At 71.0% G+C, this 25712-nt stretch carries 27 protein-coding genes; 14 read left to right on the top strand and 13 right to left on the bottom strand.

The window, feature by feature from the left end:
• Window positions 1-53 precede the first annotated feature (53 nt).
• The 4 genes from FHW73_RS14350 (at window position 54) to pdeM (ending at window position 6011) form a co-directional block, all read left to right on the top strand.
• Window positions 54-1058 (top strand): ligase-associated DNA damage response exonuclease, encoded by a 1005-nt coding sequence (locus FHW73_RS14350; protein WP_183427607.1) that lies wholly within the window; start codon window positions 54-56, stop codon window positions 1056-1058.
• 25 nt (window positions 1059-1083) lie between these two features.
• Window positions 1084-2790 (top strand): cisplatin damage response ATP-dependent DNA ligase, encoded by a 1707-nt coding sequence (locus tag FHW73_RS14345; protein ID WP_183427439.1) that lies wholly within the window; start codon window positions 1084-1086, stop codon window positions 2788-2790.
• A 61-nt stretch (window positions 2791-2851) separates the two neighbouring features.
• On the top strand, window positions 2852-5347 hold the full coding sequence (locus tag FHW73_RS14340) for a ligase-associated DNA damage response DEXH box helicase (protein WP_183427438.1): 2496 nt from the start codon (window positions 2852-2854) through the stop codon (window positions 5345-5347).
• Window positions 5325-6011: a ligase-associated DNA damage response endonuclease PdeM gene (pdeM, locus tag FHW73_RS14335; protein WP_255493013.1), complete on the top strand. Its 687-nt coding sequence runs from the start codon at window positions 5325-5327 to the stop codon at window positions 6009-6011. Before FHW73_RS14340 ends, pdeM begins: the two co-directional genes overlap by 23 nt.
• A gap of 3 nt (window positions 6012-6014) precedes the next feature.
• Here pdeM and hemE read toward each other — a convergent pair whose 3' ends face one another.
• The 5 genes from hemE to FHW73_RS14310 all read right to left on the bottom strand — a co-directional run bounded on the left by hemE (window position 6015) and on the right by FHW73_RS14310 (window position 10079).
• Window positions 6015-7118: a uroporphyrinogen decarboxylase gene (gene hemE, locus FHW73_RS14330; protein WP_183427437.1), complete on the bottom strand. Its 1104-nt coding sequence runs from the start codon at window positions 7116-7118 to the stop codon at window positions 6015-6017.
• A 14-nt stretch (window positions 7119-7132) separates the two neighbouring features.
• Window positions 7133-7393: a WGR domain-containing protein gene (locus FHW73_RS14325; RefSeq protein WP_183427436.1), complete on the bottom strand. Its 261-nt coding sequence runs from the start codon at window positions 7391-7393 to the stop codon at window positions 7133-7135.
• Between the two features lie 70 nt (window positions 7394-7463).
• Window positions 7464-8558, bottom strand: a complete 1095-nt coding sequence (gene aroB, locus FHW73_RS14320) for a 3-dehydroquinate synthase (RefSeq protein WP_183427435.1) — start codon at window positions 8556-8558, stop codon at window positions 7464-7466.
• 86 nt (window positions 8559-8644) lie between these two features.
• Window positions 8645-9205 (bottom strand): shikimate kinase, encoded by a 561-nt coding sequence (locus FHW73_RS14315; RefSeq protein WP_183427434.1) that lies wholly within the window; start codon window positions 9203-9205, stop codon window positions 8645-8647.
• A gap of 64 nt (window positions 9206-9269) precedes the next feature.
• On the bottom strand, window positions 9270-10079 hold the full coding sequence (locus tag FHW73_RS14310) for a kinase (RefSeq protein ID WP_183427433.1): 810 nt from the start codon (window positions 10077-10079) through the stop codon (window positions 9270-9272).
• A gap of 59 nt (window positions 10080-10138) precedes the next feature.
• On the opposite strand from FHW73_RS14310, the gene pdxH reads away from it, so the two are divergent.
• Entirely contained in the window at window positions 10139-10777 is a 639-nt protein-coding gene (gene pdxH / locus FHW73_RS14305) for a pyridoxamine 5'-phosphate oxidase (RefSeq protein WP_337244378.1), read from the top strand.
• A 114-nt stretch (window positions 10778-10891) separates the two neighbouring features.
• Window positions 10892-11509 (top strand): NAD(P)-dependent oxidoreductase, encoded by a 618-nt coding sequence (locus tag FHW73_RS14300; RefSeq protein ID WP_183427431.1) that lies wholly within the window; start codon window positions 10892-10894, stop codon window positions 11507-11509.
• Between the two features lie 50 nt (window positions 11510-11559).
• Here the strand turns inward: FHW73_RS14300 and FHW73_RS14295 are convergent, their stop codons facing one another.
• On the bottom strand, window positions 11560-12027 hold the full coding sequence (locus tag FHW73_RS14295; RefSeq protein ID WP_183427430.1) for a DUF4426 domain-containing protein: 468 nt from the start codon (window positions 12025-12027) through the stop codon (window positions 11560-11562).
• A complete protein-coding gene (proC, locus tag FHW73_RS14290; RefSeq protein ID WP_183427429.1) occupies window positions 12020-12862 on the bottom strand; it encodes a pyrroline-5-carboxylate reductase in 843 nt (280 codons plus the stop codon). Before proC ends, FHW73_RS14295 begins: the two co-directional genes overlap by 8 nt.
• Window positions 12863-13031: 169 nt before the next feature.
• Between proC and FHW73_RS14285 the strand changes: the two genes are divergently transcribed.
• From FHW73_RS14285 to FHW73_RS14270, 4 genes are all read left to right on the top strand, one after another.
• Window positions 13032-14069, top strand: coding sequence for a type IV pilus twitching motility protein PilT (locus FHW73_RS14285; RefSeq protein WP_183427428.1), 1038 nt, complete (start codon window positions 13032-13034; stop codon window positions 14067-14069).
• 105 nt (window positions 14070-14174) lie between these two features.
• Window positions 14175-15305, top strand: a complete 1131-nt coding sequence (locus tag FHW73_RS14280; RefSeq protein ID WP_183427427.1) for a PilT/PilU family type 4a pilus ATPase — start codon at window positions 14175-14177, stop codon at window positions 15303-15305.
• Between the two features lie 107 nt (window positions 15306-15412).
• Window positions 15413-16192: a M48 family metallopeptidase gene (locus FHW73_RS14275; RefSeq protein ID WP_183427426.1), complete on the top strand. Its 780-nt coding sequence runs from the start codon at window positions 15413-15415 to the stop codon at window positions 16190-16192.
• Between the two features lie 161 nt (window positions 16193-16353).
• On the top strand, window positions 16354-16980 hold the full coding sequence (locus FHW73_RS14270) for a superoxide dismutase (RefSeq protein WP_183427425.1): 627 nt from the start codon (window positions 16354-16356) through the stop codon (window positions 16978-16980).
• Between the two features lie 57 nt (window positions 16981-17037).
• On the opposite strand, the gene FHW73_RS14265 is transcribed toward FHW73_RS14270, so the two are convergent.
• Window positions 17038-18102: a hypothetical protein gene (locus FHW73_RS14265; protein ID WP_183427424.1), complete on the bottom strand. Its 1065-nt coding sequence runs from the start codon at window positions 18100-18102 to the stop codon at window positions 17038-17040.
• Entirely contained in the window at window positions 18099-18638 is a 540-nt protein-coding gene (locus FHW73_RS14260) for a DNA-3-methyladenine glycosylase I (protein ID WP_183427423.1), read from the bottom strand. Before FHW73_RS14260 ends, FHW73_RS14265 begins: the two co-directional genes overlap by 4 nt.
• Window positions 18639-18738: 100 nt before the next feature.
• On the opposite strand from FHW73_RS14260, the gene FHW73_RS14255 reads away from it, so the two are divergent.
• Window positions 18739-19194, top strand: a complete 456-nt coding sequence (locus tag FHW73_RS14255; protein ID WP_183427422.1) for a peptidylprolyl isomerase — start codon at window positions 18739-18741, stop codon at window positions 19192-19194.
• 13 nt (window positions 19195-19207) lie between these two features.
• Here FHW73_RS14255 and FHW73_RS14250 read toward each other — a convergent pair whose 3' ends face one another.
• Window positions 19208-20092, bottom strand: a complete 885-nt coding sequence (locus FHW73_RS14250) for a DUF72 domain-containing protein (protein ID WP_183427421.1) — start codon at window positions 20090-20092, stop codon at window positions 19208-19210.
• A gap of 115 nt (window positions 20093-20207) precedes the next feature.
• Between FHW73_RS14250 and FHW73_RS14245 the strand changes: the two genes are divergently transcribed.
• The 3 genes from FHW73_RS14245 (at window position 20208) to FHW73_RS14235 (ending at window position 22259) form a co-directional block, all read left to right on the top strand.
• Entirely contained in the window at window positions 20208-20762 is a 555-nt protein-coding gene (locus FHW73_RS14245) for a YqgE/AlgH family protein (RefSeq protein WP_183427420.1), read from the top strand.
• A complete protein-coding gene (gene ruvX / locus FHW73_RS14240) occupies window positions 20759-21241 on the top strand; it encodes a Holliday junction resolvase RuvX (RefSeq protein ID WP_345776192.1) in 483 nt (160 codons plus the stop codon). Before FHW73_RS14245 ends, ruvX begins: the two co-directional genes overlap by 4 nt.
• 70 nt (window positions 21242-21311) lie before the next feature.
• Complete coding sequence (locus tag FHW73_RS14235) at window positions 21312-22259, top strand: aspartate carbamoyltransferase catalytic subunit (protein WP_183427419.1); 948 nt, start codon at window positions 21312-21314, stop codon at window positions 22257-22259.
• 18 nt (window positions 22260-22277) lie between these two features.
• On the opposite strand, the gene FHW73_RS14230 is transcribed toward FHW73_RS14235, so the two are convergent.
• From FHW73_RS14230 to FHW73_RS14220, 3 genes are all read right to left on the bottom strand, one after another.
• A complete protein-coding gene (locus tag FHW73_RS14230) occupies window positions 22278-23549 on the bottom strand; it encodes a hydroxymethylglutaryl-CoA reductase, degradative (protein WP_183427418.1) in 1272 nt (423 codons plus the stop codon).
• Between the two features lie 121 nt (window positions 23550-23670).
• Entirely contained in the window at window positions 23671-24435 is a 765-nt protein-coding gene (locus FHW73_RS14225; RefSeq protein WP_183427417.1) for an enoyl-CoA hydratase/isomerase family protein, read from the bottom strand.
• 28 nt (window positions 24436-24463) lie between these two features.
• Window positions 24464-25690, bottom strand: a complete 1227-nt coding sequence (locus tag FHW73_RS14220; RefSeq protein WP_183427416.1) for a CoA transferase — start codon at window positions 25688-25690, stop codon at window positions 24464-24466.
• Window positions 25691-25712: the final 22 nt, after the last annotated feature.

The raw sequence follows: 25712 nt of genomic DNA, 5'->3' as shown, positions 1-25712 counted from the left end.
GGCGTCGCCAGACTGCCGCCATGGCCGCCTCCCGCCCGTCTTCCACCGCCCGCATGCCGAAACGGCGGCGTGACGACCTCATCCAGTTGCGCCCCGAGGGCCTGTACTGCCCGGCCGGCGATTTCCATATCGATCCGTGGCGTCCGGTGCCTCGGGCGGTGATCACTCACGGCCACGGCGACCATGCGCGCACCGGCATGGGCGCCTACCACACCACGCGCGCCGGGCTGCCGATCCTCGAGTGGCGGCTGGGCGAGCAGATCTATGTCGCACACGATTACGGCGCGCCGTTCCAGATGGGCGCGGCGACGGTGTCGCTGCATCCGGCCGGCCATGTGCTGGGTTCGGCCCAGGTGCGGGTGGAGGTCGACGGCGAGGTCTGGGTCGCGTCGGGCGACTACAAGCGCCAACACGATCCGACCTGCGCGCCGTTCGAGGTCGTGCGCTGCGACACCTTCATCACCGAGGCCACGTTCGGCCTGCCGGTCTACCGCTGGCCCGACACCGCGCAGGTTGCAGGCGAAATCGAAGCCTGGCGCGCGCAATGCGAGACACGCGGTGAGGCGGCGGTGCTGTTCTGTTATGCGCTGGGCAAGGCCCAGCGCGTGCTGGCCGAACTGGCGGCGCACACCGACCGGCCTGCGCTGCTGCACGGCGCGGTCGCCGCCGGCGTCGAGGTCTATCGGCGGGCCGGCATCGCGATGCTCGACACGCTGCCGGTCGCCGAGACCGATCGCAGTGCCGATGTCGCCGGCCGGTTGGTCATCGCGCCGCCATCGGCGGCCGGCAGTGCATGGATGCGCCGGTTCCGCCGTGCGCAGCAGGGTTTCGCATCGGGCTGGATGCGCATCCGCGGCAACCGGCGCCGTCGCAACTACGATCGCGGCTTCGTGGTGTCCGACCACGCCGACTGGCCCGATCTGATGCGGACCGTCCGCGAGACCGGCGCCACGCGGGTGATCGCGACCCACGGCAACACCGATGCGATCATCCGCGCGCTGCGCGAGGACGGCATCGCGGCCGAAGCCTTCCGCACCGATTTCGGAGACGAGGAATGAGCGTCCGGCGCCGGAGGGCCTGCGCATGAGGCGCTTCGCCCGGCTGTACCGGGAGCTCGATCGCAGCACCGCCACGCTCGACAAGCGCGCGGCGCTGGTCGCCTACTTCCGCGAGGCGCCGCCGCACGATGCCGCCTGGGCGCTGTTCCTGCTGGCCGGCGGCAAGGTCGCCGGGGCCGGGCGACGCATCGCCAATACCCGCGAACTGCGCGAATGGATCGGCCAGGCCGCAAGCTTGCCCGACTGGCTGGTCGACGACAGCTACGACCAGGTGGGCGACCTGGCCGAAACCTTGGCGCTGCTGCTCGACGATCCCGTCGCGCCGGCCGATGACATCTCGCTGGCCGAATGGATCGAGCGGCGGCTGGTCCCGGTCGCCAATCGCGACCCGGCGGTCCGGCGCGCGTTGGTGGTCGAGGCCTGGGCGTCGCTGTGTTTCGACGAGCGGCTGGTGTTCAACAAGCTGCTGACCGGCGCGCTGCGCGTGGGCGTCTCGCAGCGGCTGGTGCAGCAGGCACTGGCGGAGATGAGCGGGCTGGACATCGCGCGTATCGCCCAACGCATGCTCGGCAGTTGGACGCCGAGCGCGCAGTTCCTGCGTGACCTGCTCTCGCCTGACGAATTGCCCAGCGACCGGCGTCAGCCGTATCCGTTCTTCCTCGCCTCGCCCTTGGAGCAGGCGCTGCGGCCCGACACGGCGAGCGAGGGGACGGACACCGACGCCGACGCGGCCCCCGATGCGGATGCGGCGGCGCCGGTGCTGGCCAACGATCCCGACGCGGTCGCGCGTGCACTCGGTCCGATCGACGACTGGCTGCTGGAATGGAAGTGGGACGGCATCCGCCTGCAACTGATCCGCCGCGGCGCCGACATCGCGCTGTGGTCGCGCGGCGAGGAACGTCTCGACGGGCGCTTTCCCGAGATCGAAGCCGCAGCGCTGACGCTGCCGCGCGACTGTGTGTTCGACGGCGAGCTGCTGGCCTGGCGGCCGGGCGAATCCGCGCCGATGCCGTTCACCGCGCTGCAGACCCGGATCCAGCGCCGCAAGCCCGGACCCAAGACACTCGCCGACACGCCGGTGCGCGTGCAGGTCTACGACCTGCTCGAGCTCGACGGCGAGGACTGGCGCAACCGGCCGCAGGCCGAGCGCCGGGCGATGCTCGAGACATTGGTCGCCCAGCATGACGATCCGCGCATCGTGATCTCGCCGCGGGTGGATGCGGCCAACTGGGCACAGGCCGCCGCCCTGCGCGCCGATGCCCGCGCGCGCGGCGTCGAGGGCTTGATGCTCAAGCGCGCCGATGCCCGCTATCAGGCCGGCCGGCGCCGCGGCGACTGGTGGAAGTGGAAGATCGATCCGCTGACCATCGATGCAGTGCTGATCTACGCGCAGGCCGGCCACGGCCGGCGCAGCACGCTCTATACCGACTACACCTTCGCACTGTGGGATGGCGACACCCTGGTGCCGGTCGCCAAGGCCTATTCGGGGCTCGACGACCGCGAAATCCTCGCGCTCGACAAGTGGATCCGCGCACACACCCTCGAGCGCTTCGGGCCGGTGCGTTCGGTCACCGCGCACCATGTGTTCGAACTCGGTTTCGAAGCGGTCAACCGCTCGAGCCGGCACAAGTCCGGCATCGCCGTGCGCTTTCCGCGCATCCTGCGCTGGCGCCGCGACAAGCCGATCGCCGAAGCCGATCGGCTCGAAACCTTGCGGGCACTCGCACGGTGACGACGGCGTCCGGCGATTGCGGCCATCAGCGGTGCGCAGGGCCGTGGCCCGGCCGGTGGCGATGACTGGTCTTCGCGGCCCCGATGCGCCGCTGCGCGCCTGGTTCGCCGCCCAGGGCTGGCGGCCGGCGCCGTTCCAGCGCGAGGTCTGGCGCCGCTATCTGGCCGGCGAGTCGGGCCTGCTGCAGACCCCGACCGGCAGCGGCAAGACACTGGCCGCCTTCGGCGGGCCCTTGCTCGAGGCACTGGCTGCGCGCCCGCGCGCGGCGGCCAGTCGCCATGCAGCGTCGGTGAAGCCGGCCGGGCGCGGCAAGGACGCCGGGCGCAGGTTTCAGGTGCTGTGGATCACCCCGCTGCGCGCGCTCGCGGTCGACACGGTGCGCGCATTGCGCGCGCCGATCGAGGCGCTGGGCCTGGACTGGACGGTCGCGATGCGCACCGGTGATGCCAGTGCGCGCGATCGGCGGCTGGCGCGCAGCGGCCAGGCCGAGGTGCTGGTCACCACGCCCGAATCGCTGTCGCTGCTGCTGTCCTATGCCGACACCGCGCCCTTGCTCGCCTCGGTGCGTTGCGTGGTCGTCGACGAATGGCACGAACTGCTCGGCAACAAGCGCGGCGTGCTGCTGCAACTGGCGCTGGCGCGGTTGCGCCGGCTTGCGCCGGCGCTGCGCATCTGGGGCGTCTCGGCGACGCTCGGCAATCTGGAGCAGGCGCGCGATGCGCTGCTGCCGCATTGTCCGCAGGCGCAGGTGGTCGCGGGCGTGGCGCCCAAGCGTTTCACGCTCGACACGCTGCTGCCCGGCGAGGACGAGCGCTTTCCGTGGGCCGGCCATCTGGGCCTGGCGCAGTTGCCGCGCGTGCTCGAGCGGCTGATGGCCGAACGTACCAGCCTGTTGTTCGCCAACACCCGCTCGCAGGCCGAACTGTGGCATCGCGCGCTGTCGGCGGTGTGGCCGGAGGCGCCCGAAACCCTGGCGCTGCATCACGGTTCGCTCGATCCAAAACTGCGGGCTGCCGCCGAACAGGGGCTGCGCGCCGGCAGCGTGCGCTGCGTGGTCGCCACCTCCAGCCTGGATCTGGGCGTCGACTTTCCCGCCGTCGACCAGGTACTGCAGATCGGCAGCCCGAAAGGCGTATCGCGGCTGCTGCAGCGCGCCGGGCGCGCGCGCCACCGCCCGGGCGAGGCCGGGCACGTGGTCTGTGTGCCGACGCATGCCCTGGAACTGGTCGAGTACGCCGCGGCCCGCGCCGCGGTCGCCGCCGGCACGATCGAATCGCGTCCGCCGCCAGTGCTCAGCCTCGACGTGCTGGCGCAGCACTGCGTGACGCTGGCGCTGGGCGGCGGCTTCGAAGCCGATGCGCTCTACGACGAGGTCCGCGGCACCCATGCGTTCCGCGCGCTCGACCCGCTCGCCTGGCGCGCGGTGCTCGATTTCATCGTCCAGGGCGGCGCGGCGTTGGCGCATTACCCCGATTTCCGCCGCGTGGTGCGCGGCGATGACGGGGTCTATCGGGTCGAGGACCGACGCATCGCGCTGCGTCATCGCCTGTCGATCGGCACGATCGCCAGCGATGGCGCGGTGCGCGTGAAGCTGCTGCGCGGCGGCGGCCTGGGCTCGGTCGAGGAAAGTTTCGTCGGTCGCTTGCGGCCACGCGACCGGTTCCAGTTCGCCGGCCGCACGCTGGAACTGGTGCGGCTGGAAGACATGACCGCGTACGTGCGCGTCGCCAAGGCCGGCAGCGGCACGGTGCCCAAATGGCAGGGCGGCCGGATGTCGCTGTCGGGCACGCTGGCGCACGAGGTCGAGCGCCTGTTCGCCGGCCCGCGCGATGCACCGGAGCTGCGTGCGATCGGGCGGCTGCTCGATCTGCAACAGCGGCTGTCGGCGCTGCCGGCGCCGGGCCGCCTGCTGGTGGAGTGGATCCGCGCGCGCGGTGCGCGCCACCTGTTCGTGTTTCCGTTCGCCGGGCGTCAGGTGCATGAGGGCCTGGCCGCGCTGCTCGCGCTGCGCTGGGGCCGCCTGCGCGCCAACAGCTTCTCGTTCGCCGCCAACGATTACGGCTTCGTGCTCTCGCCCGCGCAGGAGGTGGAGCTTGATGCGCTCGATGTCGAAACGATGCTTTCGCCCGAGGCCTTGATCGACGACCTGCGCGAGAGCCTGAACCTGGCCGAGCTCGCCCGCCGCCAGTTCCGCGACATCGCCCGCGTTGCCGGTCTGCTGCCGCCGTCGCTGCCCGGGCGCGCGCCACGTTCGATGCGCCAGCTGCAGGCCTCCAGCGGCCTGCTGTTCGATGTGCTGCGCCGGCACGATCCCGATCACATGCTGCTGGCGCTGGCCGAGCGCGAGGTGTTTGCCGCGCAACTGGACGTGGTGCAACTGCGCACTACGCTGGAGGACTGCAGCGCCCGCACGCTCGACCTGCACCCGTTGCGCACGTTCACCCCGCTGTCGTTCCCGCTGTGGGCCGAGTCGATGCGCGGCCAGCTCAGCACCGAGGACTGGCGCACGCGCGTGCAGCGCGCGGCGGCGCAACTTGAGCGGCGCAACCGTGGCTGACGGCGCGTTGGAGATCGAGATTGCCGGCGAGCCGCTGCAGTTGTTCGCAGAGCGTGCACTGCTGTGGCCGCGGCAGCGCGCGCTGGTCGTGGCCGATGTGCATCTGGGCAAGGCGCAGCACTTCCGCGAGGCCGGCATCGCGCTGCCGCGTGGCGGCACCGAGCACGATCTCGGACGGCTCGATGGCCTGATCAAAGCCAGCGGCGCGACGCGCTTGCTGGTGCTCGGTGACCTGCTGCACGCCGGTGCGCGCGATGCACCGTGGCGTGCAGCCTGGCAGGCATGGCGGGCCCGCCATCCGACGCTGTCGGTCGAACTGGTCGGCGGCAACCACGATCGCGCCCTGCGCGCCGCGCCCGAGCTGGCGCGCACGCTCGGCCTGCACCTGCACGGTGCGCTGTTGCACGCGCCGCCGTTCGTGTTCGTGCACGACGTCAACGATGCGGTCGCCGTCGACGTCGCGGGCTATCGGCTCGGCGGGCATCTGCATCCGGTGGTGCGCCTGCCGGGCCTGCCGCGCTTGCCGGCCTTCGTATTCGCGCGCGATGCCGGCCTGCTGCCGGCGTTCACCGCGTTCGCCGGTGGCCTGCCGATCGCACCGTCGCCGGGCATGCGTCTGTACCCCTGCGCGCCGGGCGCCGTGGTGGCCTTGCCGGTGACTTGACCGTCAGCGCGCGCTGTAGGCGTGCACCTCGTCGACGAGCACCGCGACGTGGTCGGGATTCATGTCCGGCGACATGCCGTGGCCGAGGTTGAACACGTGGCCGTCGCGCGAGCCCTGGTTGCCGGCCGCGTAGCTGTCGAGTGCCCGCCGCACTTCGCGGCGGATCGCCTCGGGCGCGCCGTACAGCGTCGCCGGGTCGAGGTTGCCCTGCAGGGCGACGCGGCCGCCGGTGCGGCGCGCGGCATCGCCGAGCTCGATCAGCCAGTCCACGCCGACGCCGTCGGCGCCGGTCTGTGCGAGGTCGTCGAGGTAGGCGGCGGTGCCCTTGCCGAACAGGATCAGCGGCGCGCGGTCGGCGCCGTCGCCGCGCTCGAGTTCCTTGGCGATGCGCGTCAGGTATGGCAGCGAGAACTCGCGGTACATCGCCGGGCTCAGCACGCCGCCCCAGGTGTCGAACACCTGCAGCGCCTGCGCGCCGGCCGCGCGTTGTGCGGCCAGGTAGGCGATCACCGCGTCGGTGTTGACCGACAGCAGTGCGTGCAGCGCCTGGGGGTCGTTGAGCGCCATGGCCTTGATGCGCGCAAAGTCCTTGCTGCCGCCGCCTTCGACCATGTAGCAGGCCAGTGTCCACGGGCTGCCCGAGAAGCCGATCAGCGGCACCGCGCCGTCGAGCTCGCGGCGGATCAGCCGCACTGCGTCCATCACGTAGCGCAGCTCGGTCTCCATGTCCGGCACGCCGAGCCGGGCGATCGCCGCCGCGTCGCGCACCGGGTGGCGGAACTTGGGGCCTTCTCCTTCGACGAAGTACAGCTCCAGGCCCATCGCATCGGGGATGGTCAGGATGTCGGAGAACAGGATCGCCGCGTCGAGCGGAAAGCGACGCAGCGGCTGCAGCGTGACCTCGCAGGCGATCTCCGGCTGCTTGGCCATGCCCAGGAAGCTGCCGGCCTGACGACGGGTCTCGCGGTACTCGGGCAGGTAGCGCCCGGCCTGGCGCATCAGCCAGACCGGCGTGCGGTCCACGGGCTCGCGGCGCAGGGCGCGCAGGAAGCGATCGTTCTTCAGAGGTGCGGACAAGGGGGTCTTCCTTACTCGGTGCGTCGGCATGCGCCGCGCGGGCATCAGGGGGCGGACGGCATCATTGCTGCGTGCGTGCCGACCAGGTGGAAACCGCGCCGCAGCTGGGTGTCGCGCGCGCGTTCGAGCGCGCCCAGCGCACTGGGTTCGTCGGCGTACTGCTGGCTGCGCAACTGGCTGCGCCCGCCGATCTGCCCCGATTCGCGCACGAGCGTCCAGCCGCCGAGCAGGTCGGGCTGCAGCATCAGCTGGACGAAACGCGCGGCCTCGTGGCCCTGGGCCGGTTGTTGCAGCAGCAGTCGCATGGGCGCCATTGTACGGGGCGCAGGCAAGGCGCGGGCCCGTCGCCGGGGAGACGCGATGTCGCAGCGGCGTTCAGCCGGTGCGCAGCACGCCGATCACCGCGCTCTCGGGCACGTCGGCCAGCACCTGCGCGCGACCGGCGCCGGACCAGACGATGAAGCGCAGGCCGCCGGCCTGGGCCTTCTTGTCGAGCCGCATATGCGCCAGCAGGCGTTCGGGGTCGAGGCCTGCCGGCAGCGCGACCGGCAGCTGCAGCCGTGACAGCAGCGCGATCAGGCGTGCGGTGTCGTCGGCCGGCGCCAAGCCCAGCGCTTCCGACAGCCGCGCGGCGAGCACCATGCCGACCGCGACCGCCTCGCCGTGGTTGAGTCCGCCGTAGCCCTGCTCGGTCTCGATGGCGTGGCCGAAGGTGTGGCCGAAGTTGAGTAGGGCGCGCTCGCCGTGCTCGAACGGATCGCGTGCGACGATCGCAGCCTTGTGCGCGCAACTGCGCGCGACCGCCTCGGCCAGCGCGGCCTCGTCCATCGCCAGCAGCGCCGGTGCCTGCGCATCGAGCCAATCGAGGAACGGCGCATCGGCGATCGCGCCGTACTTGACCACTTCGGCGAGCCCTGCGCGCAGTTCGCGCCCGGGCAGGGTGCGCAGCGCCGCGGTATGGGCGATGACCGCGCGCGGCGGATGGAAGGCACCGACCAGGTTCTTGCCCTGCGGCAGGTCGACCGCGGTCTTGCCGCCCACCGATGAATCGACCATGGCCAGCAGCGTGGTCGGCAGTTGCACGCAGTCGATGCCGCGCATCCAGCACGCGGCGGCGAAGCCGGCCAGGTCGCCGATCACGCCGCCGCCCAGGGCGAACAGCGTCGCATCGCGGCGCAGCCGCGCCTGCGCCATCGCATCGACGACCTGGGTGAAATGGGCCAGGGTCTTGGCCGACTCGCCGGCCGGCAACACGTGACGATGCACGCGCAGGTCGGGCCGGGCGGCCTGCAGTGCGGCGGCGACCCGGTCGGCGTAGAGCGGGGCGACGTGGCGATCGCTGACCAGCATCGCCTCGCCGCCGCGCACGTGCCGGACGAGCAGCGCGCCGTCGTCGAGCAGCGCCGGGCCGATGTGGATGGTGTAGGGGCGTTCGCCGGCGACGGCGACTTCACGAAGCGGTGGGGACATGGCAGATGACTCGGTTGCGCGTGGGGCCTGGCCTGCCGCATCGACGTGGTGCAGGCCCGGCAGGGGCGTGGAGGGTGAGGTGCGGCTCATTCGGCCGGCGGATCCGGACTCGGAGACGAGGCTGGGTGCCAGTGGGTCTCGACCAGGTGGCCGAGCGCGGCAGCGGCTTCCGCGCAGCCATAGGCGCCGGTGTCGAAGCGCAGATGGGCGGCCTGCGCGTACAGCGGCGCGCGCACCTGGGCCAGCCGATGCAGCACGTCGCTGCGATCGTCGCCAGCGATCAACGGCCGTGCGCGGTCGCGGGCCAGGCGTGCGAGCTGGGTCTCGACATCGGCGTGCATGTGGACCACGAAGCCGCGCGCGCGCATGCGCCGCCGGTTCTCGGCGTCGAGGACCGCGCCGCCGCCGGTCGCGACGATCTGGCGCGTGCCCTGGAGCACCGCGGCCAGTGCCGCCTGTTCGCGCGCGCGGAAGCCCGCTTCGCCCTCGCAGTCGAAGATCGTGGCGATCGTCGCGCCGGTGCGGACCTCGATTTCGTGGTCGACGTCGACGAACGCCAGCCCGAAGCGAGCTGCCAGGCGACGGCCGATCGACGACTTGCCGGCGCCCATCGGACCGACGAGCACGAGGTTGGGAGCACAGTGCATGGCCGAATCCTAGCAGCGGGGCGCACCGCATCGATGCCGCCGCGCGTCATTGCCGGCGCGGCGATCAGCCGGGCAGGCGCACGCGCCGCTGCGCGTCCAGCGCGATCACGACATCGGCGGTGTCCGGCAATGTACGCAGCAGTCGCCGGCTGACGCGCTCGTAGTGCTGCACGAAGCGTTCGACCTGGGCGCGGTCCATGCCTGCCCGATCGCGCGCCGCACTGCGCAGCGCCTGCTCCTGCTGCCAGCGCCAGGCCGGCACCACCTCGAAACCCGGCGGCTGCAGGAACAGCAGCCGGCCCACGCGCTGCCACAGCGCAGGGTAGTCGCGGGCGAGCGCGGCGTTGCACCAGCGGCGCCAGGTGCCGTCGGGATCTTCGTCGCGCTCCAAGGCGTTGATCGGCGCGGCCAGCGCCTCCGCAGGCTCAGGCGTCGCGCCCAGGCACCAGCCCTCGAACACCGTCAGCGCGACCGGGCCGGCGCTCGTCCAGTCCGCGGCCGGCCGCCGGTCGTCGCGCCCCTTGTCGAAGCGTGGCAACCGGGCGCTGCCGCCCGTCCGCAGTGTGTCGAGCAGCGCGCAGCCCAGCGCGACCTCGTGCGTGCCCGGCGGGCCGCGGGTGGCGAGCAGCGGGTGCACGGTGCGGGCCAGGTGCTGCCGGGCACGGTGGTCGAGATAGAGGTCGTCGAGCGAGAGCACCGCGATCGCCAGGCCACGCGCCCGACCGGCGGCGGCGAGCTGGGTGGCCAACGTGGACTTGCCTGTGCCCTGCAGGCCACTGATGCCCAGCACGCGCGCCCCATGCCGCAAGGCGTCGTCGAGCACGCGCGCGACGAGCGCGTCGGACCATTGCGCGGGTGAGGGCGGGGTGGCCATCGCGGCACGATACCCGAGCGTCGACGCGGCCAGTGACGAACGGTGCGCCGACGTTCGACATCGCGACGCGACGGCGCGATGATCGGCACATGACCACGCCCTGCGCCGCCCTGCTGACCGAAGCCCTGTCCACGTTCTCCGTGCTGTTCGACGAGGCCGCCGCGGCCGGCGAACCCGACCGCACCGCGATGACCGTCGCCACCGCCGCCCTCGACGGGCGCCCCTCGGCGCGGGTCGTGCTGCTCAAGGCCTGGGACGAGCGCGGTTTCGTGTTCTACACCCATCTCGATGGCCGCAAGGGCCGCGAGCTGCAGGACAACCCGCAGGCGGCATTGCTGTTCCATTGGCCACGCGTGCGCCACGGCGTGCAGGTCCGCATCGAAGGGCCGGTGGTGATCGTCGGCGACGACGAGGCCGACGCATACTTCGCGTCGCGTCCGCGTGGCAGCCAGCTCGGCGCCTGGGCCTCACGGCAGTCGGAGGAGCTCGACGACCGCGCGACCTTCGAGCAGCGGCTCGACGACGCCGCCCGCGAGTTCGAAGGGCGCGACGTGCCACGCCCGCCACGCTGGTCGGGCCTGCGCGTCCGTCCCGACCGCATGGAGTTCTGGTACGGCGCCGACTATCGCCTGCACGAGCGCTGGCTCTACGAATGCGATGCCGCCGGCAACTGCCGCAAGCGGATGCTGTATCCGTAGATCGGCATCGGGCGGGCGGCCGGTCACGGGGCGGAACGCTGCTTTGCACGGGCGTCATCCCCCCGTGGCAGCCCGCGCACTAGCATGCAGGCCCCCAGCTTCGAGAGTGCCCCCATGCAACGCATCGCCATTGTCGGCGTGACCGGCCGGGTCGGCTCGCGCCTTGCGCGCGAACTGCTCGCGCGTGGCCACCGCGTCACCGGTATCGCCCGCAACACCGCCGATGTCCCACCGCAGGCGGGGCTGAGCCTGCAGTCCGCCGATGCCTCGCGCAGCGAGTCGCTTGCGCCGGTCCTGGCCGGGCACGACGTCGTGGTCAGCGCCGCCCGCTTCGACGGCGGGCCGAACGCGCAGGTCATCGTCGACGGGGTTCGCGCGGCCGGTGTGCCGCGGCTGCTGGTCGTTGGCGGTGCCGGCAGCCTGGAGGTCGCACCGGGCGTCGCCTTGATCGACACCCCGGAGTTCCCCGAGGCCTATCGCGCCGAGGCCGCTGCCGGCCGCGCGTTCCTGCAGGCCTTGCGCGAGGTCGCCGACCTCGACTGGACCTTCGTCTCGCCGGCGGCTGTCTTCGAACCCGGCGAGCGCACCGGTGTGTTCCGGGTCGGCGGCGACAGCCTGCCGGTCGACGCCCAGGGCCACAGTGCGATCTCGATGGAGGATTACGCCATCGCCTTCGCCGACGAGATCGAACATCCCGCGCACCCGCGTCAGCGCATCAGCGTCGGCTACTGAGGCGCGTGCACGGGCGCGGCCCCGCCGCCGCGCCTGGCCCCTGCGTGCCGTCAGCGCGGGATCTCGCGGCTGAAACGCAGCACGGTGCGGACGCCGTCGGCGCCCGCGACCGCGATCTCCAACCGCAAGGTGTCGGGGCCGGAAGCGCGTGCAATGGCGATGTGCTCGACCTGCCTGTCGACGGTGACCGCTGCGAACGCCAGTGACTGACGCACACCGCGCAGGTCGCGCGCATGGCCGGTCACGGTCACCGGCGGCGTGGCGTCGCCGTCGCGGACGCTGACCAGTACGAGCACACGGTCGGCGCCGCGGTCGACGCCGTACTGGCGCGCGGCGGCCTCCGAGATGCGCGCGGTCGGCACGACGCTGGCCTCGACTTGCGCGGTGCCGAGCATGGCGCGTTCGGGCATCGCGAGGGTGTTGCCGACGCCGCTGACGACCGGCGGGGGCGGTTCGCTGCCGCAGGCGACGAGCGCCAGCGCCAGCATGGCCGCGAGCGGCAGCCGGCGCTCAGTCATTGGCGGCCGACAGTTCGGCGCCGCGGCGCGCCGCGCTCGCGATCGCGTCGGCGACCAGGGCGCGCAGCCCGCCGGCCTCGAAGGTCTCGATCGCCGCCTGGGTGGTGCCGCCGGGCGAGGTCACGCGCTGGCGCAGCGCGGCAGGCGCCTCGTCGCTCTCGGTGAGCATGCGCGCCGCACCGAGCACGGTCTGCAGGACCAGCGTGCGCGCGTCGGCCGCCGGCAGGCCCTGGGCGATGGCCGCCGCCTCCATGGCCTCGGCGAGCAGGAAGACATAGGCCGGGCCGCTGCCCGAGACCGCAGTCACCGCGTCCATGCGCGCTTCGTCCTCGATCCAGACCGTGGGCCCGGCGCTGCGCAACAAGGCGTCGGCGCGCTCGCGCCTGGCAGCGTCGACCTGGGCGTTGGCGAACAGCCCGGTCACGCCGGCGCCGAGCAGGGCGGGGGTATTGGGCATGGTGCGCACGACCGCGACACGGCCGCCGAGCCAGCGATCGAGCTGTGCAGCGGTGATGCCGGCCGCGATCGACAGCACCAGCGGACGTGCCTGCGCGGCCAGCGGCGCGAGCGCCTCGCAGACCCCGCGCAGCACCTGCGGCTTGGTTGCCAGCACCCAGGTCCCGGCGCCGGCGACGGCCTCGGCGGCGGTCTCGAACGTCAGGACGCCGAAGTCGCGCGCGAGCGCATCGCGGGTGCCGGCATTGGGATCGGCGACGCGGATCGTGCGCGGGTCGGCGTCGCGCGCGAGCAGCCCGCCGATCAGGCTGCGTGCCATGTTGCCGCCGCCCACGAAAGCGGTCGTGGCGTCGGGATCGAAGACAGAGGCTTGGGGCATGAGGAGTCCGGAAACGGCAGGAAGGGAGCCGCCGCCAATGCCGCGCCGCGCAGTCCGGCGACGCGGCCGCATCGGGGCTGCGACGGCGAGGTCTATACTGCCGCCGGACACCGGGAGGCGCCAGTCGCCGCCGGCCTGCGCCGTCGCCCGACCACCAACGAGGGACACCATGGACATCGCCGAACTGCTGGCGTTCTCGGTCAAAAACAAGGCCTCCGACCTGCACCTGTCGGCCGGCCTGCCGCCGATGATCCGCGTCGACGGCGACGTGCGGCGCATCAACATTCCCGCACTCGACCACAAGCAGGTGCATGCGCTGATCTACGACATCATGTCGGACAAGCAGCGGCGCGATTACGAGGAATTCCTCGAGGTCGACTTCTCGTTCGAGATCCCGGGCCTGGCACGGTTCCGCGTCAACGCGTTCAACCAGAACCGCGGCGCCGGTGCGGTGTTCCGCACGATTCCGTCCGAGGTGCTGACCCTCGACGACCTCAACTGTCCGCCGATCTTCCGCCAGCTGATCGACCAGCCGCAGGGCCTGATCCTGGTGACCGGGCCGACCGGCTCGGGCAAGTCGACCACGCTGGCGGCGATGCTCGATCACATCAACAAGAACGAGTACGCGCACATCCTGTCGGTCGAGGATCCGATCGAGTTCGTGCACACCTCGCAGAAATGCTTGGTCAACCAGCGCGAAGTCCACCGCGACACCCACGGCTTCAACGAGGCGCTGCGCTCGGCGCTGCGCGAGGACCCCGATTACATCCTGGTCGGCGAGTTGCGCGACCTGGAGACGATCCGCCTGGCGCTGACCGCCGCCGAGACCGGCCACCTGGTGTTCGGCACCCTGCACACCAGTTCGGCGGCCAAGACCATCGACCGCATCATCGACGTCTTCCCGGCCGGGGAGAAGGCGATGGTGCGCTCGATGCTGTCCGAAAGCTTGCGCGCGGTGATCTCCCAGGCGCTGCTCAAGAAGGTCGGCGGTGGCCGCACCGCGGCCTGGGAAATCATGGTCGGCATTCCGGCGATCCGGAACCTGATCCGCGAGGACAAGGTCGCGCAGATGTACTCGGCGATCCAGACCGGGCAGCAGTCGGGCATGATGACCCTCGACCAGCATCTCCAGGACCTGGTCCGGCGCGGCGTCGTCGCGCGCGCCCAGGCCAAGGAACATGCGAAGGACAAGCGACTTTTCGAATGAGTCTTGATGTCAGGATTCGTGAACAGTGATTCGTCAAGGCCAAGCGCGGCTGTTCGTCCGACTCCCGAATCACCCTTGACCAATCAGGGCTCCGCAGGAGCACAGATGAGCAGCCTCGACTTCACTTCGTTCCTCAAGCTGATGGCCCACCAGCGGGCCTCGGACCTGTTCATCACCGCCGGCCTGCCGCCGTCGATGAAGGTGCACGGCAAGATCTCGCCGATCACCCAGACGCCGCTCACGCCGCAGCAGGCGCGCGACATGGTGCTCAACGTGATGACCCCGCCGCAGCGCGAGGAGTTCGAGCGCACGCACGAATGCAACTTCGCGATCGGCGTCTCCGGTGTGGGCCGGTTCCGCATCTCGTGCTTCTACCAGCGCAACCAGGTCGGCATGGTGCTGCGGCGCATCGAGACGCACATCCCGACGATCGAGGAACTGAACCTGCCGGCGGTGGTCAAGACGCTGGCGATGACCAAGCGCGGCATCGTGATCATGGTCGGCGGCACCGGTGCCGGCAAATCGACGTCGCTGGCGGCGATGATCGGCTATCGCAACCAGAACTCGAGCGGCCACATCATCACGATCGAGGATCCGATCGAATTCGTGCACCGCCACGCCGGCTGCATCATCACCCAGCGCGAGGTCGGCATCGACACCGATAGCTGGGAGGCCGCGCTCAAGAACACGCTGCGCCAGGCCCCCGACGTGATCATGATCGGCGAGGTGCGCACCCGCGAGGGCATGAACCACGCGATCGCGTTCGCCGAGACCGGCCATCTGGTGCTGTGCACCCTGCACGCCAACAACGCCAACCAGGCGATGGACCGGGTCATCAACTTCTTCCCCGAGGATCGGCGCAGCCAGTTGCTGATGGACCTGTCGCTCAACCTCAAGGGCGTCATCGCCCAGCAACTGATCCCCACGCCCGACGGCAAGGGCCGGCGCGCGGCGATGGAGATCCTGCTCGGGACCCCGCTGGTGCAGGACTACATCCGCGAAGGCGAGATCCCCAAGCTCAAGGAGATCATGAAGGAGTCGACCAACCTGGGCATGAAGACCTTCGACCAGTCGTTGTTCGAGCTCTACCAGGCCGGCGAGATCTCCTACGAGGACGCCCTGCGCTACGCCGATTCGGCCAACGAGGTGCGCCTGCGCATCAAGCTGGCGCAGGGCGGCGATGCGCGTACGCTGGCCCAGGGCCTGGATGGGGTGGAAGTCGCCGAGGTCCGCTGACGGCATGCAGCCGGACGCTTGATCGGCGAGGTGCGTGCGGCCGAAAATCCGCGCGCGGCGACGGGCCCGGTGCGCGTCGCCGGCCCCTCCCATCACAAGGAAGCACCATGCATCACTTCGTTCCCCGCTGCGTCCTGGCCGTCTCGCTGTTGGCCGCGGCGGTCTCTGCCGCGCACGCGCAGAGCGCCCTCGATCGTCTCAAGGGGCTGGGCGGCGGCCGCGCCCAGACTGCGCTGGATGTCGGCAGCGACGTCGTCAAGGGGCTGACGCTCAGCGACGCCGACATCGCCACGCTCGGCGCCGAGGCCGCAGTCGCCTACGATGCCGAGAACCTGGTCGCGCCTGCCAGCGATCCCTACGCGCAGCGGCTGGCGCGCCTGGTCGCGGGTTGGGAGAACGATGCCGGCCTGAATCTCAACTTCAAGGTCTACCGCACGCCCGAGATCAACGCGTTCGCCTTGCCCGACGGCTCGGTGCGGGTGTTCAGCGGCCTGATGGACGCGATGGACGACGACGAACTGCGCTTCGTCATCGGCCACGAGATCGGCCACGTCAAGCATGGCCACAGCAAGGCCCGGTTCCGTACCGCTTATCTCGCCCAGGCCGCGCGCAAGGGCGTGGCGAGCACCAATAACGCAGCCGGCCGCCTGGCGGCGTCCGAACTGGGTGGCGTCGTCGAAGACGTGATCAAGGCGCAGCATTCGCAGTCCAACGAGCTCGAGTCCGACGGCTACGGCCTGGGGCTGCTGCAGCGCGGCGGTTTCAACCCGCAGGCGGCCGTGACTGCATTGCAGAAGCTCGATGACGGCGGCCCGAAGGCCGGCATGCTGTCCAGCCACCCGGACCCTGCGCGCCGCGCGCAGCGGATCCAGACGCAGCTGCGCTGACCGGCGCCGGGCACGCGTCGCGGGACTTGCCCGCCGCGCGCGCCGCGAAACGCTGCGTTGTTCCGATCCGGCCCGTGCTGCGCGTATCGTGGCCGGGCCTTGTCGCCAGTTTGACCTCCGTCGGAGGACAATGGCGCATTCATCTAAGAGGAGTTCCGCTGATGGCCTACACCCTTCCCGAACTTGGCTACGCCTACGACGCGCTCGAGCCGCATATCGACGCCAAGACGATGGAGATCCATCACACCAAGCACCACCAGACCTACATCAACAACGCCAACGCTGCGCTCGAAGGCACCGAGTGGGCGGATCGCCCGGTCGAGGAGCTGGTGGCCAATCTCGACAAGCTGCCCGAGGACAAGCGTGGTCCGCTGCGCAACAACGCCGGTGGTCATGCCAACCACTCGCTGTTCTGGACGGTGATGTCGCCCAAGGGCGGCGGCGCGCCGGTCGGCGATGTGGCCAAGCACATCGACAGCGACCTGGGCGGTTTCGATGCATTCAAGGAGGCCTTCACCAAGGCCGCGATCAGCCGTTTCGGCAGCGGCTGGGCCTGGCTGTCGGTCGACAAGGCCGGCACGCTGAAGGTCGAGAGCAGCGCCAACCAGGACAATCCGCTGATGCAGGGCATCGGCTCGGGCAACACCCCGATCCTGGGCCTGGACGTCTGGGAACACGCCTACTACCTTAAGTACCAGAACCGTCGTCCCGACTACATCGCCGCGTTCTACAACGTCGTCGACTGGAACGAGGTCGAGCGCCGCTACCAGGCCGCGGTCAAGGGCTGAGCCACAGTCAGTGCGGTCCCTGCAGCGCCCGCCGGTCGCACCGGCGGGCGTTTGCGTTCAAGGCGTCGCGATATCGGACGCCGGAACGATGTCGACCGCGAGCAGGCGGCGCTCGGTCGTGAGTGCGATCTCGGCGATCTGTGTGGCCTGCCGGTCGTACACCCAGGCCATGCAGCAGCTCTGGCCGCCGGCTGGGTGATCGCTGTTGAGCAGGTTGATCACGGTGACCTCGCTGCAGTCGCCGTCGTGGTGCAGCGCAAATGTCGCCGCGAACTCGAAGGTGTAATGCCCGGCGCCATGCCAGGGGCGGGGGGCATCGTCGCTGCGCTCGGGGCACGCGGGGGCCGGGCCGGTGCGCGTGGCAAGTGCGCTGAGGCCCTGATCGACTGCGGCCAGCAGCGATGGCGCTGACGGCTGGCTGCCTGGCTGCGGTGCGACCCGGTGGCGCATCGCGTAGCGCACGCGCAGTCCGTCCTGCGCGGGCTCGGCGTTGAACGGACGGGTGAGGGTGAGCATGTCCTGCGCATAGGCGCTGTCGCGGTAGACGATCCAGATGCGGCCGTCGATTGCGATGAGGTCGAAGGCCTGGTCGCCACCCCGGCCGTTGATCGAAAAGGTCATGGTGTCGCGCGCGTCGGCGTCGCCGACATCCGCAGGCGGCCACGCGAAGCCGTCCGGGCGCTGGCGGATCAGCTCGATCTGCGAAAACAGGCCAGTGCCGCCGACGTAGGTCTCGCGAACGAGGTCGAGACGTCCATCGCCATCGAGATCGAGCAGTTGCAGGTGGGCGCCGCGTCCTTCGCCATCGCCGCGATCGCAGGTGCCCGGCCAGCGCGCCAGGGCCTGCCAGTCGGCCAGCGGCACGCCTGGGGGCCGGACGATGTGCGCCAGGCAGTCGGCCAGCGGCGCGTCTGTCGCATCGGCCAATGCAATGTCGAGCTCCGTGGTGCTCCCGGCCTGGAGCGGGGAGAGGGCAGTCGCCAGCGGATCGACAGCGCCTGCGGTGGCGGCGTCCAGAATCGCCTGGCGCAGTGTGTCGACGGGGCGCTCGGCCTGCGCCGCCAGGACAGGCGCAAGCGCGAGAGCTGCGATGCGCAGCCCGCGCAGGCCGCCGGGCGTCATGGCGCGGCGCGTTGCCGCAGTTCGACCGCGACCGGGCAGTCGGGGCGATGCGCGCCGGGCAGATAACCCAGGCTCATCAGGAACTCGCCGGTGATCTCGCCACCGGTGAACCGGAACGTACGCTTGAACAGCTTCACCCACGAGGCCTTGTCGCGCCGTTTGCCGTCTTCGTTGGCGTGCGCGTCCAGCCAGGCCGCAAAGCCACCATGGCTCGCACGCATGCGCTGCACGACCCCGGCGTTGTGGATCGCCGCGTCGATCTTGAGCCGGTTGCGGATGATCGCCGGGTCGGCCAACAGGCGCGCGCGGTCCGCCTCGCCGTAGCCGGCGACCGCATCGACGTCGAACCCGTCGTAGGCCGCGCGGAAGCCCGCGCGCTTGCGCAGCACCGTCTCCCAGCTCAGCCCGGCCTGGTTGATCTCCAACAGCAGGCGCTCGAACAGCACCGCCTCCTCGCGCTGCGGAAAGCCGTACTCGGTGTCGTGGTAGGGCCCGTGCAGCGGATGGCCGGGGGCGATGTCGCAGTAGCCGCTCATACGCGCAGCATAGGCAGGGCCGCGGCCTGGCGCCAGGTGCCGGCTTGCGCCCTTCACGGCGGCCGCGCGACCATGCGCCATCGCCCAGCAGGAACCGTCGATGGAAATCGCACACCGTCGTGTCGCCACGGTCCACTTCACGCTGTCGGACACCTCCGGCGCACAGATCGCCACGACCCGCGGGCATGACCCGCTGGTCTACATGCACGGCAGCGGCTCGATCATCCGCGGGCTGGAGGAGGCACTCGAGGGGCGCAGCGCCGGGGACACGTTCACCGTCGAGATCCCGCCCGAAGCCGGCTTCGGGCCGCGCCACGATGGGTTGGTGCAGCGCCTGCCGCGCAGCGTGTTCACCGGCAGCACCGTGCCGGCGGTCGGCGAGAAGCTGCGCGCGCAGACCGAGAAGGGGCCGTTGGACGTCACGGTCACCGCGCTCGATGGCGACAGCATCACCGTGGACGGCAACAATCCGCTGGCCGGGCGCACGCTGCGCGCCGAGGTCGAGGTGGTCGGCGTGCGGGTGGCCACGCCCCAGGAAATCCAGTTCGGGCTGTGAGCCGGTGGCCGGCTCAGCCCGGCCGGGCAAGGTGGCCCAGGCGCGTTGCCAGAGCCTGGGCGTCGAACGGCGCGCGGACCTTGGCGTCGTTGTCGAAGTAGCAGTAGACGTCGCGACCGGAGGCCGCCGGCGGCGCCCGCGGGGCGCTGCGCGCGGCATCGCGCGGCTCGCCGCCGGCCGCCCAGCGGGCGACCCGGCGCGCCCAACGGTCGAGGGCCGCCTGGCCGTAGCCGCTGGTGTAGAGCTCGGTGTCGCCATGCAGGCGGATGTAGACGAAATCGGCGGTGACATCCTCGAGCACCGGGTGCCGCCCGGCGCTGTCGGAGACTACCAGGCCGACGCCATGGGCGCGCAGCAGGGCGATGAACGCGGGGTCGCGGAAACTCGCATGGCGCACTTCCAGCGCATGCCGGATCGGCCGTTCGCGCAGGCGCGGCAAGGCGGTGCGGCCGGCCATCCGGTCACGCTCGCGCCGCCGGGCCAGTGACAGCGCCTCACCGGTATCGCGCGGCAATGCGCGCAGAAAGGCGTCGATGCGCGCCGGCTCGAAGGCCAGGTTCGGCGGCAACTGCCACAGCAATGGGCCGAGGCGGTCATCGAGCGTCAGCACGCCGGATGCGAAGAAGTTCGCCAGCGGCCTCTCCACGTCGCGCAATCGCTTCATGTGGGTGACCAGACGCGGCCCCTTGACCGCGAACACGAAGCCTGGCGGGGTCGCATCGCGCCAGCTGCGCCAGCTCTTGGGCGATTGGAGCGAGTAGAACGACCCGTTGATCTCGATGGTGCGGAAGGTGCGCGAGGCGAAGGCCAGCTCCTCGCGCTGGACCAGGTCCTGGGGATAGAAGACCCCGCGCCAGGGGGCATAACGCCAGCCGGAGATGCCGATGCGGACCGTCATGGGACGAGCTTGGCGACCGGCGGCGGGGGCTGCGTGAAGCGGATTGCGTCGCCTGCGGCGCCGGCCTGCAGGTCGTGCACGCGTGGCGTGCAGCGCGGCCGGCTAGAATGCCGCCATGTCGTTCTTCGCCAATCACCTGCTGGTCGCGCTGCCGGCGCTGCAGGATCCCGACTTCGCGCGTTCGGTCGCGTTGATCTGCCAACACGATGCCGAGGGCGCGATGGGCGTGGTCGTCAACCGGCCCTCGGAGTACACCCTGGGCGAGGTGTTCGAGCAGATGGGCATCGTGCTCATCGACCAACGCCTGCGCGACCATCGGGTGCTCGCCGGCGGCCCGGTGCATCCCGAGCGCGGTTTCGTGCTGCACGATGGCCAGGCGCGCTGGGATTCGAGCCTGGCGATCGCCGAGGACCTGAATGTCACCACATCGCGCGACGTGCTCGAGGCGATGGCGGCCGGCGAAGGTCCGGACAACGCGATCGTCGCGCTGGGTTGTGCCGGCTGGGGCGCCGGCCAGCTCGAACAGGAACTGACTCAGCACAGCTGGCTGACCGTGCCCGCCGATGCGCCGCTGCTGTTCGACACCCCGCTCGACGCGCGCTGGCAGGCGGCGGCGGGCCGGATCGGCGTCGACATGACCCTGGTCGTCAGCCACGGCGGTCGGGCGTGAGCGAGGTCGCGCCCGCCGCGCCGGCGATCCGCCGCGACGGCACGGTGCTCGGTTTCGACGTCGGGGCGCGACGCATCGGCGTGGCCGTGGGCAGCGCGTTCGGCCATGGCGCGCGTGCGCTGGCCGTCGTCGATGTGCACGGCGGCCAGATCGACTGGCCGGCGGTCGCGCGGCTGCACAAGGAATGGCGGCCGGACGGCATGATCGTCGGCGACCCGCTGACCCTGGATGGTGGCGACCAGCCAGCGCGGGTTCGGGCGCATGCGTTCGCGCGCGAACTCGTCGCCCGCTTCGACTTGCCGGTGGTCCTGATCGACGAGCGCGCAAGCTCGATCGAGGCGGCCCGCCGCTTCGCGATCGACCGCGCCGAAGGACGCCGTCGCCGCCGCGACGCGGCGACACTCGACGCGGTCGCTGCGGCGGTCATCGTCGAGCGCTGGCTCGCCGCGCCGGACACCGGCACGCCGGTGACGCGCTGACCGACGCGCGCTATCCGCGCGGGCACCGGGTGCGGGACAATCGAGCTCCCGCCGCTGCCCGCTCACCGCGATGTCCCAGACCGCTTCTTCCGCGCAACTCGACGCCGACGGCCGCCTACGCCACCTGCTGACCCTCGACGGCTTGCCGCGTGCGACGCTGGAGACATTGCTGGACCGCGCGCAGGCGATCCTCGACGGGGACGAGCGCAATGCGCGTCTGGCCGGCGTCGCGGTCTGCACCCTGTTCTTCGAGCCGTCGACGCGGACCCGGCTGAGCTTCCAGCGCGCGACCCAGCGCCTCGGCGCCGACGTCCTCGGCTTCGACGCATCGACCTCGTCGACGACCAAGGGCGAGACCGCGCTCGATACCTTCCGCAACATCGAGGCGATGGGCGTGCGCGGTTTCGTCGTGCGCCACAGCGCCGACGGCGCGGTGGCCGCGCTGGCGCAGGCCGCCGCGCCGGACACCGCCCTGCTCAATGCCGGCGACGGGCGCAGCGCGCATCCCACGCAGGGCCTGCTCGACATGCTGACCTTGCGCCAGGCCAAGGGCACGGATTTCTCGGGTCTGCGGGTGGCGATCGTCGGCGATGTGAAGCACTCGCGGGTCGCGCGCAGCGACCTGCAGGCGCTGCGCACGCTCGGCGCCGGCGAGATCCGCGTCTGCGGCCCGGCGGCGCTGCTGCCGGACGAGACCACGCTGACCGGCTGCGCGGTCTCGCACGATCTGGATGCCGCGCTCGACGGTGTCGACGCGGTGATGATGCTGCGGTTGCAGCGCGAGCGCATGGAGGAAGGCCTGGTCGGCTCGCTGGAGGACTATCACCGCGACTACGGGCTCGACGCGCGCCGGTTGCGGCTGGCCGCGCGGGATGCGGTCGTGCTGCATCCCGGCCCGATGAACCGCGGCGTGGAGATCGCCGACGAGGTCGCCGACGGCCCGCAATCGCGGGTGCTGCGCCAGGTGCGCAATGGCGTCGCAGTGCGCATGGCGGCGCTGGAGGCGCTGCTGGCGTAGCGCAGTCGGCGGACCCGCTTACGCGCCGGCGCGCAGTTCGGCGAGCAACTGCTGCGCGCGGTCCTGGCGGACGTGGCCGTCGGCCGCCAGTCGGGCGGCCAGCGCGGCGACTTCGTGCTCGGCGGCGCCGGCGGCGACGGCGACGTTGCGCGCGTGCAGCGACATGTGGCCGCGTTGGATGCCTTCGGTCGCCAGCGCGCGCAGCGCGGCCATGTTCTGCGCCAGCCCCACAGCGGCGGTGATCTCGGCCAGTTGGTTGGCGCTGCGGACGCCCAGCAGCTTCACCGCTGCCTGAGCGGTGGGATGGGTCCGGGTCGCGCCGCCGACCAGGCCCAGGGCGAGCGGCAGTTCGAGGCTGCCGACCAGGTGACCGTCGGCGTCCTTCTCGAAGTGCGACAGCGACGTGTAGCGACCGTCGCGGCAGGCGTGGCAATGGGCCCCGGCTTCGATCGCGCGGGTATCGTTGCCGGTCGCCAGCACGACTGCGGAAATGCCGTTCATGATCCCCTTGTTGTGGGTCGCCGCGCGGTAGGGATCGGCGGCGGCGAAGCGGTACGCCTCGACGATCCCCTCGACCACGGCCTCGCCCCCCAGCTTGTCGGCATCGAACACCGCGCGCACCCGCACCAGGCGCAGGTCGGCCTTGTTGGACAGAATGCGCAGCAGGCTGCGGCCGCGCGCGATCGCCGCGATCCGCGGCGCCAGCGCCTCGGCCATGGTATTGACCGCATTGGCGCCCATGGCATCGCGCACGTCGACCTGCAGGTGCAGTACGACGGCGCGGAAGTCCGCCGATTCGACCAGCCGCACCTCGATGTCGCGCGCGCCGCCGCCCAGTTCGACCAGCAACGGATCCTGTGCGTTCGCCAGCGCGAGCAGTTCGTCGCGGGCCTCGAGCAGGCGCAGTCTCGCGGCCTGGGGATCGGCGACATCGAGCACCTGCACCTGGGCGATCATGACCGGCGCCATGCTGGAGGTGTGGAACCCGCCGCGCTCGCGGGCCACCAGCGCGGCATTGCTCGCCGCCGCGACCACCGAGGGCTCCTCGGTCGCCATCGGCACCAGGTGGTCGCGGCCGTCGATCAGGAAATTGGCCGCGACGCCCAGCGGGATCGCGATGGTGCCGATGGCGTTCTCGATCATGCGGTCGGCGATCGACGCCATGCCGGCATCGGTGTGCCGCATCGCGTGCAGGTGCTCGGCGGGCAGGCCGCTGACCTCGACGATCTTGCGAAAACGGCTGTCGGGGTCGAGCTTGTAGAAACCGGGAATGCGGCTGCTAGCGTTCATGGTGGTCCTGGAGACGATGGGCGTGGAGATCGGATGGCCCGGCGACCCTGGCGCGGGGCGCACCGAGACGCGCGCGGGCAGACCGGACGTGGTGGCGTCGGGGTGGGCGCAGCGGCCCGGATCAGTCGAAAACCGGGGTCTGCTTCTTTGCGAACGCAGCCAGGCCGCGCCGCGCATCGGCGCTGGTGAAGGCGCGCTGGCCCAGCCGCGCTTCTTCGGCGAAGGCCTCGGCTTCGGGCAGGTCGACCAGCCGTTGGGCCGACTCCTTGATCACGGCCAGCGCGCCGGGGCTGAGCGCTTTGATCCGCTCGGCCAGCGCCAGCGTCTGCGGCATTAGATCGGCGGCCGGCACGACGCGATTGATCAACCCCTTGGCCAGCAGCTCGTGTGCGCTGAAGCCGTTGGCGGTGAGCAGCAGTTCCATCGCGTGCGCATAGGGAATCTGCCGGACCAGCCGCACCAGGGTGCCGCCGGCCGGCACGATGCCCAGCGACGGCTCGGGCAGTGCGAACTTGGCATGCTCGGCCGCGATACGGATATCGGTGCCCAGCATGATCTCGAAGCCGCCGCCCAGACACAGTCCGTTGATCGCGCACAGCACCGGCTTGTAGAGCCGCAGATTCTTGAGGTGGGCGTCATCCCATTGCGAGATGTCGAACCGGTCCTCCATCAAGGCGGGGATCGACTCGCCGAGGTCGGCCCCAACGCAGAACGCGCGCTGGCCGCTGGCGGTGAGGATCACCACGCGCACGCGTGGGTCGTCGCGGGCGGCGACGAATGCCTCGCCCAACGCCTGATACATCGCCAGGGTCAGCGCGTTGAGCTTGTCGGGCCGGTCGAACCGGATCATCGCGATGCCGTCCGACACCTCGTAGGCAATGGCCATCAGTGGTCTCCTGTCGATGCGCGGTACATCACACCGCGCCCAGCGATTTCAGACGTTGCAGTTCCTCGGCATCGATGCCGAGCAGATCGGCATAGACCCCGGCGTTGTGTTCGCCCAGCCGCGGCGCGCGGCCGCGGACCTCGGCCTGGGTGCGCGAGAGCTTGATCGGCGTGCCGAACATGCCGACCCGGCCTTCGGGATACTCGACATTCACCACCATGTCGCGCGCGGCGATGTGCGGGTCCTCGACCACCTCGCGGATGTTCTTCACCGCGCACAGCGGGATGTCGTCGCCGGCCATCGCTTCGAGTTCGGCCTTGTCGCGATCGCGGAACCAGCCTTCGACCACCGGCTTCACCCGGTGCGCGTACACCTGCGGGTCGAAGCGCTTGGCCATGGTGTCGATCTCGGGGTCGTCGATCAGCTCGGGCGTACCGAATGTCCGGCACGACAGCGCCCACAATTTGTCGTTGTAGCCGCCGAAGAAGACGTGGCCGTCCCGGCATGGGAACTGCCCGTAGGGTCTGACGAAGGGATGATCGTTGCCCAGCGGCGCGGCGATCTCGCCGTCGACTGTGTACTTGACCACCGCGTTCTCGGTCAATGCGAGCACCGAGTCCTGCTGGGAAACATCGACCAGTTGCCCCTGACCACTGCGCTCGGCTTCGCGCACCGCGGCCAGCACGCCGATCGTGGCGAACAGCGTCGCCGACACATCGCCGATGATCGTGCCCACCCGGACCGGTGGGCGGTCGGCGAAGCCGTTCATCGACCACAGGCCGCCGGTGGCCTGGCCGCTGTTGTCGAAGCCGGGCTTGCGCGCATTCGGACCGGTCTGGCCGAAGCCGCTGATCGCCGCGTAGACCAGCCGCGGATTGAGCTCGCGCAGTACCTCGTAGCCGACCCCGAAGCGTGCCATGGTGCCGGGACGGAAGTTCTCCACCAGCACATCGGCCCGTGTCGCCAGCTGTTTGAGCAGCGCGCGACCGGCCTCGTGCTTGAGATTGAGGGTGATGCCCTCCTTGTGCCGGTTGTACTGCGCGAAGAAGGCGCTGAAACGTGCGTCGCCCTGACCGACCAGCGGTGGGAACTCGCGGACGTAATCGGGATCCTCCGGGTGCTCGATCTTGATGACCCGCGCACCGAGGTCGGCCAGGATCATCGCGCAGTAGGGGCCGGCAACGACGCGGGTGATGTCCAGGACCAGCAGCCCGGCCAGCGGTCCACGGCGCGCCTGCGGCGCGCTCGCGGTCATCGCGCACCTCCCGGGACGGGCC

Origin of the sequence: Luteimonas sp. RC10, assembly GCF_014192745.1 — a bacterium.
Lineage (GTDB): Bacteria > Pseudomonadota > Gammaproteobacteria > Xanthomonadales > Xanthomonadaceae > Luteimonas.
This window is presented reverse-complemented; position numbering and strand designations above follow the sequence as displayed.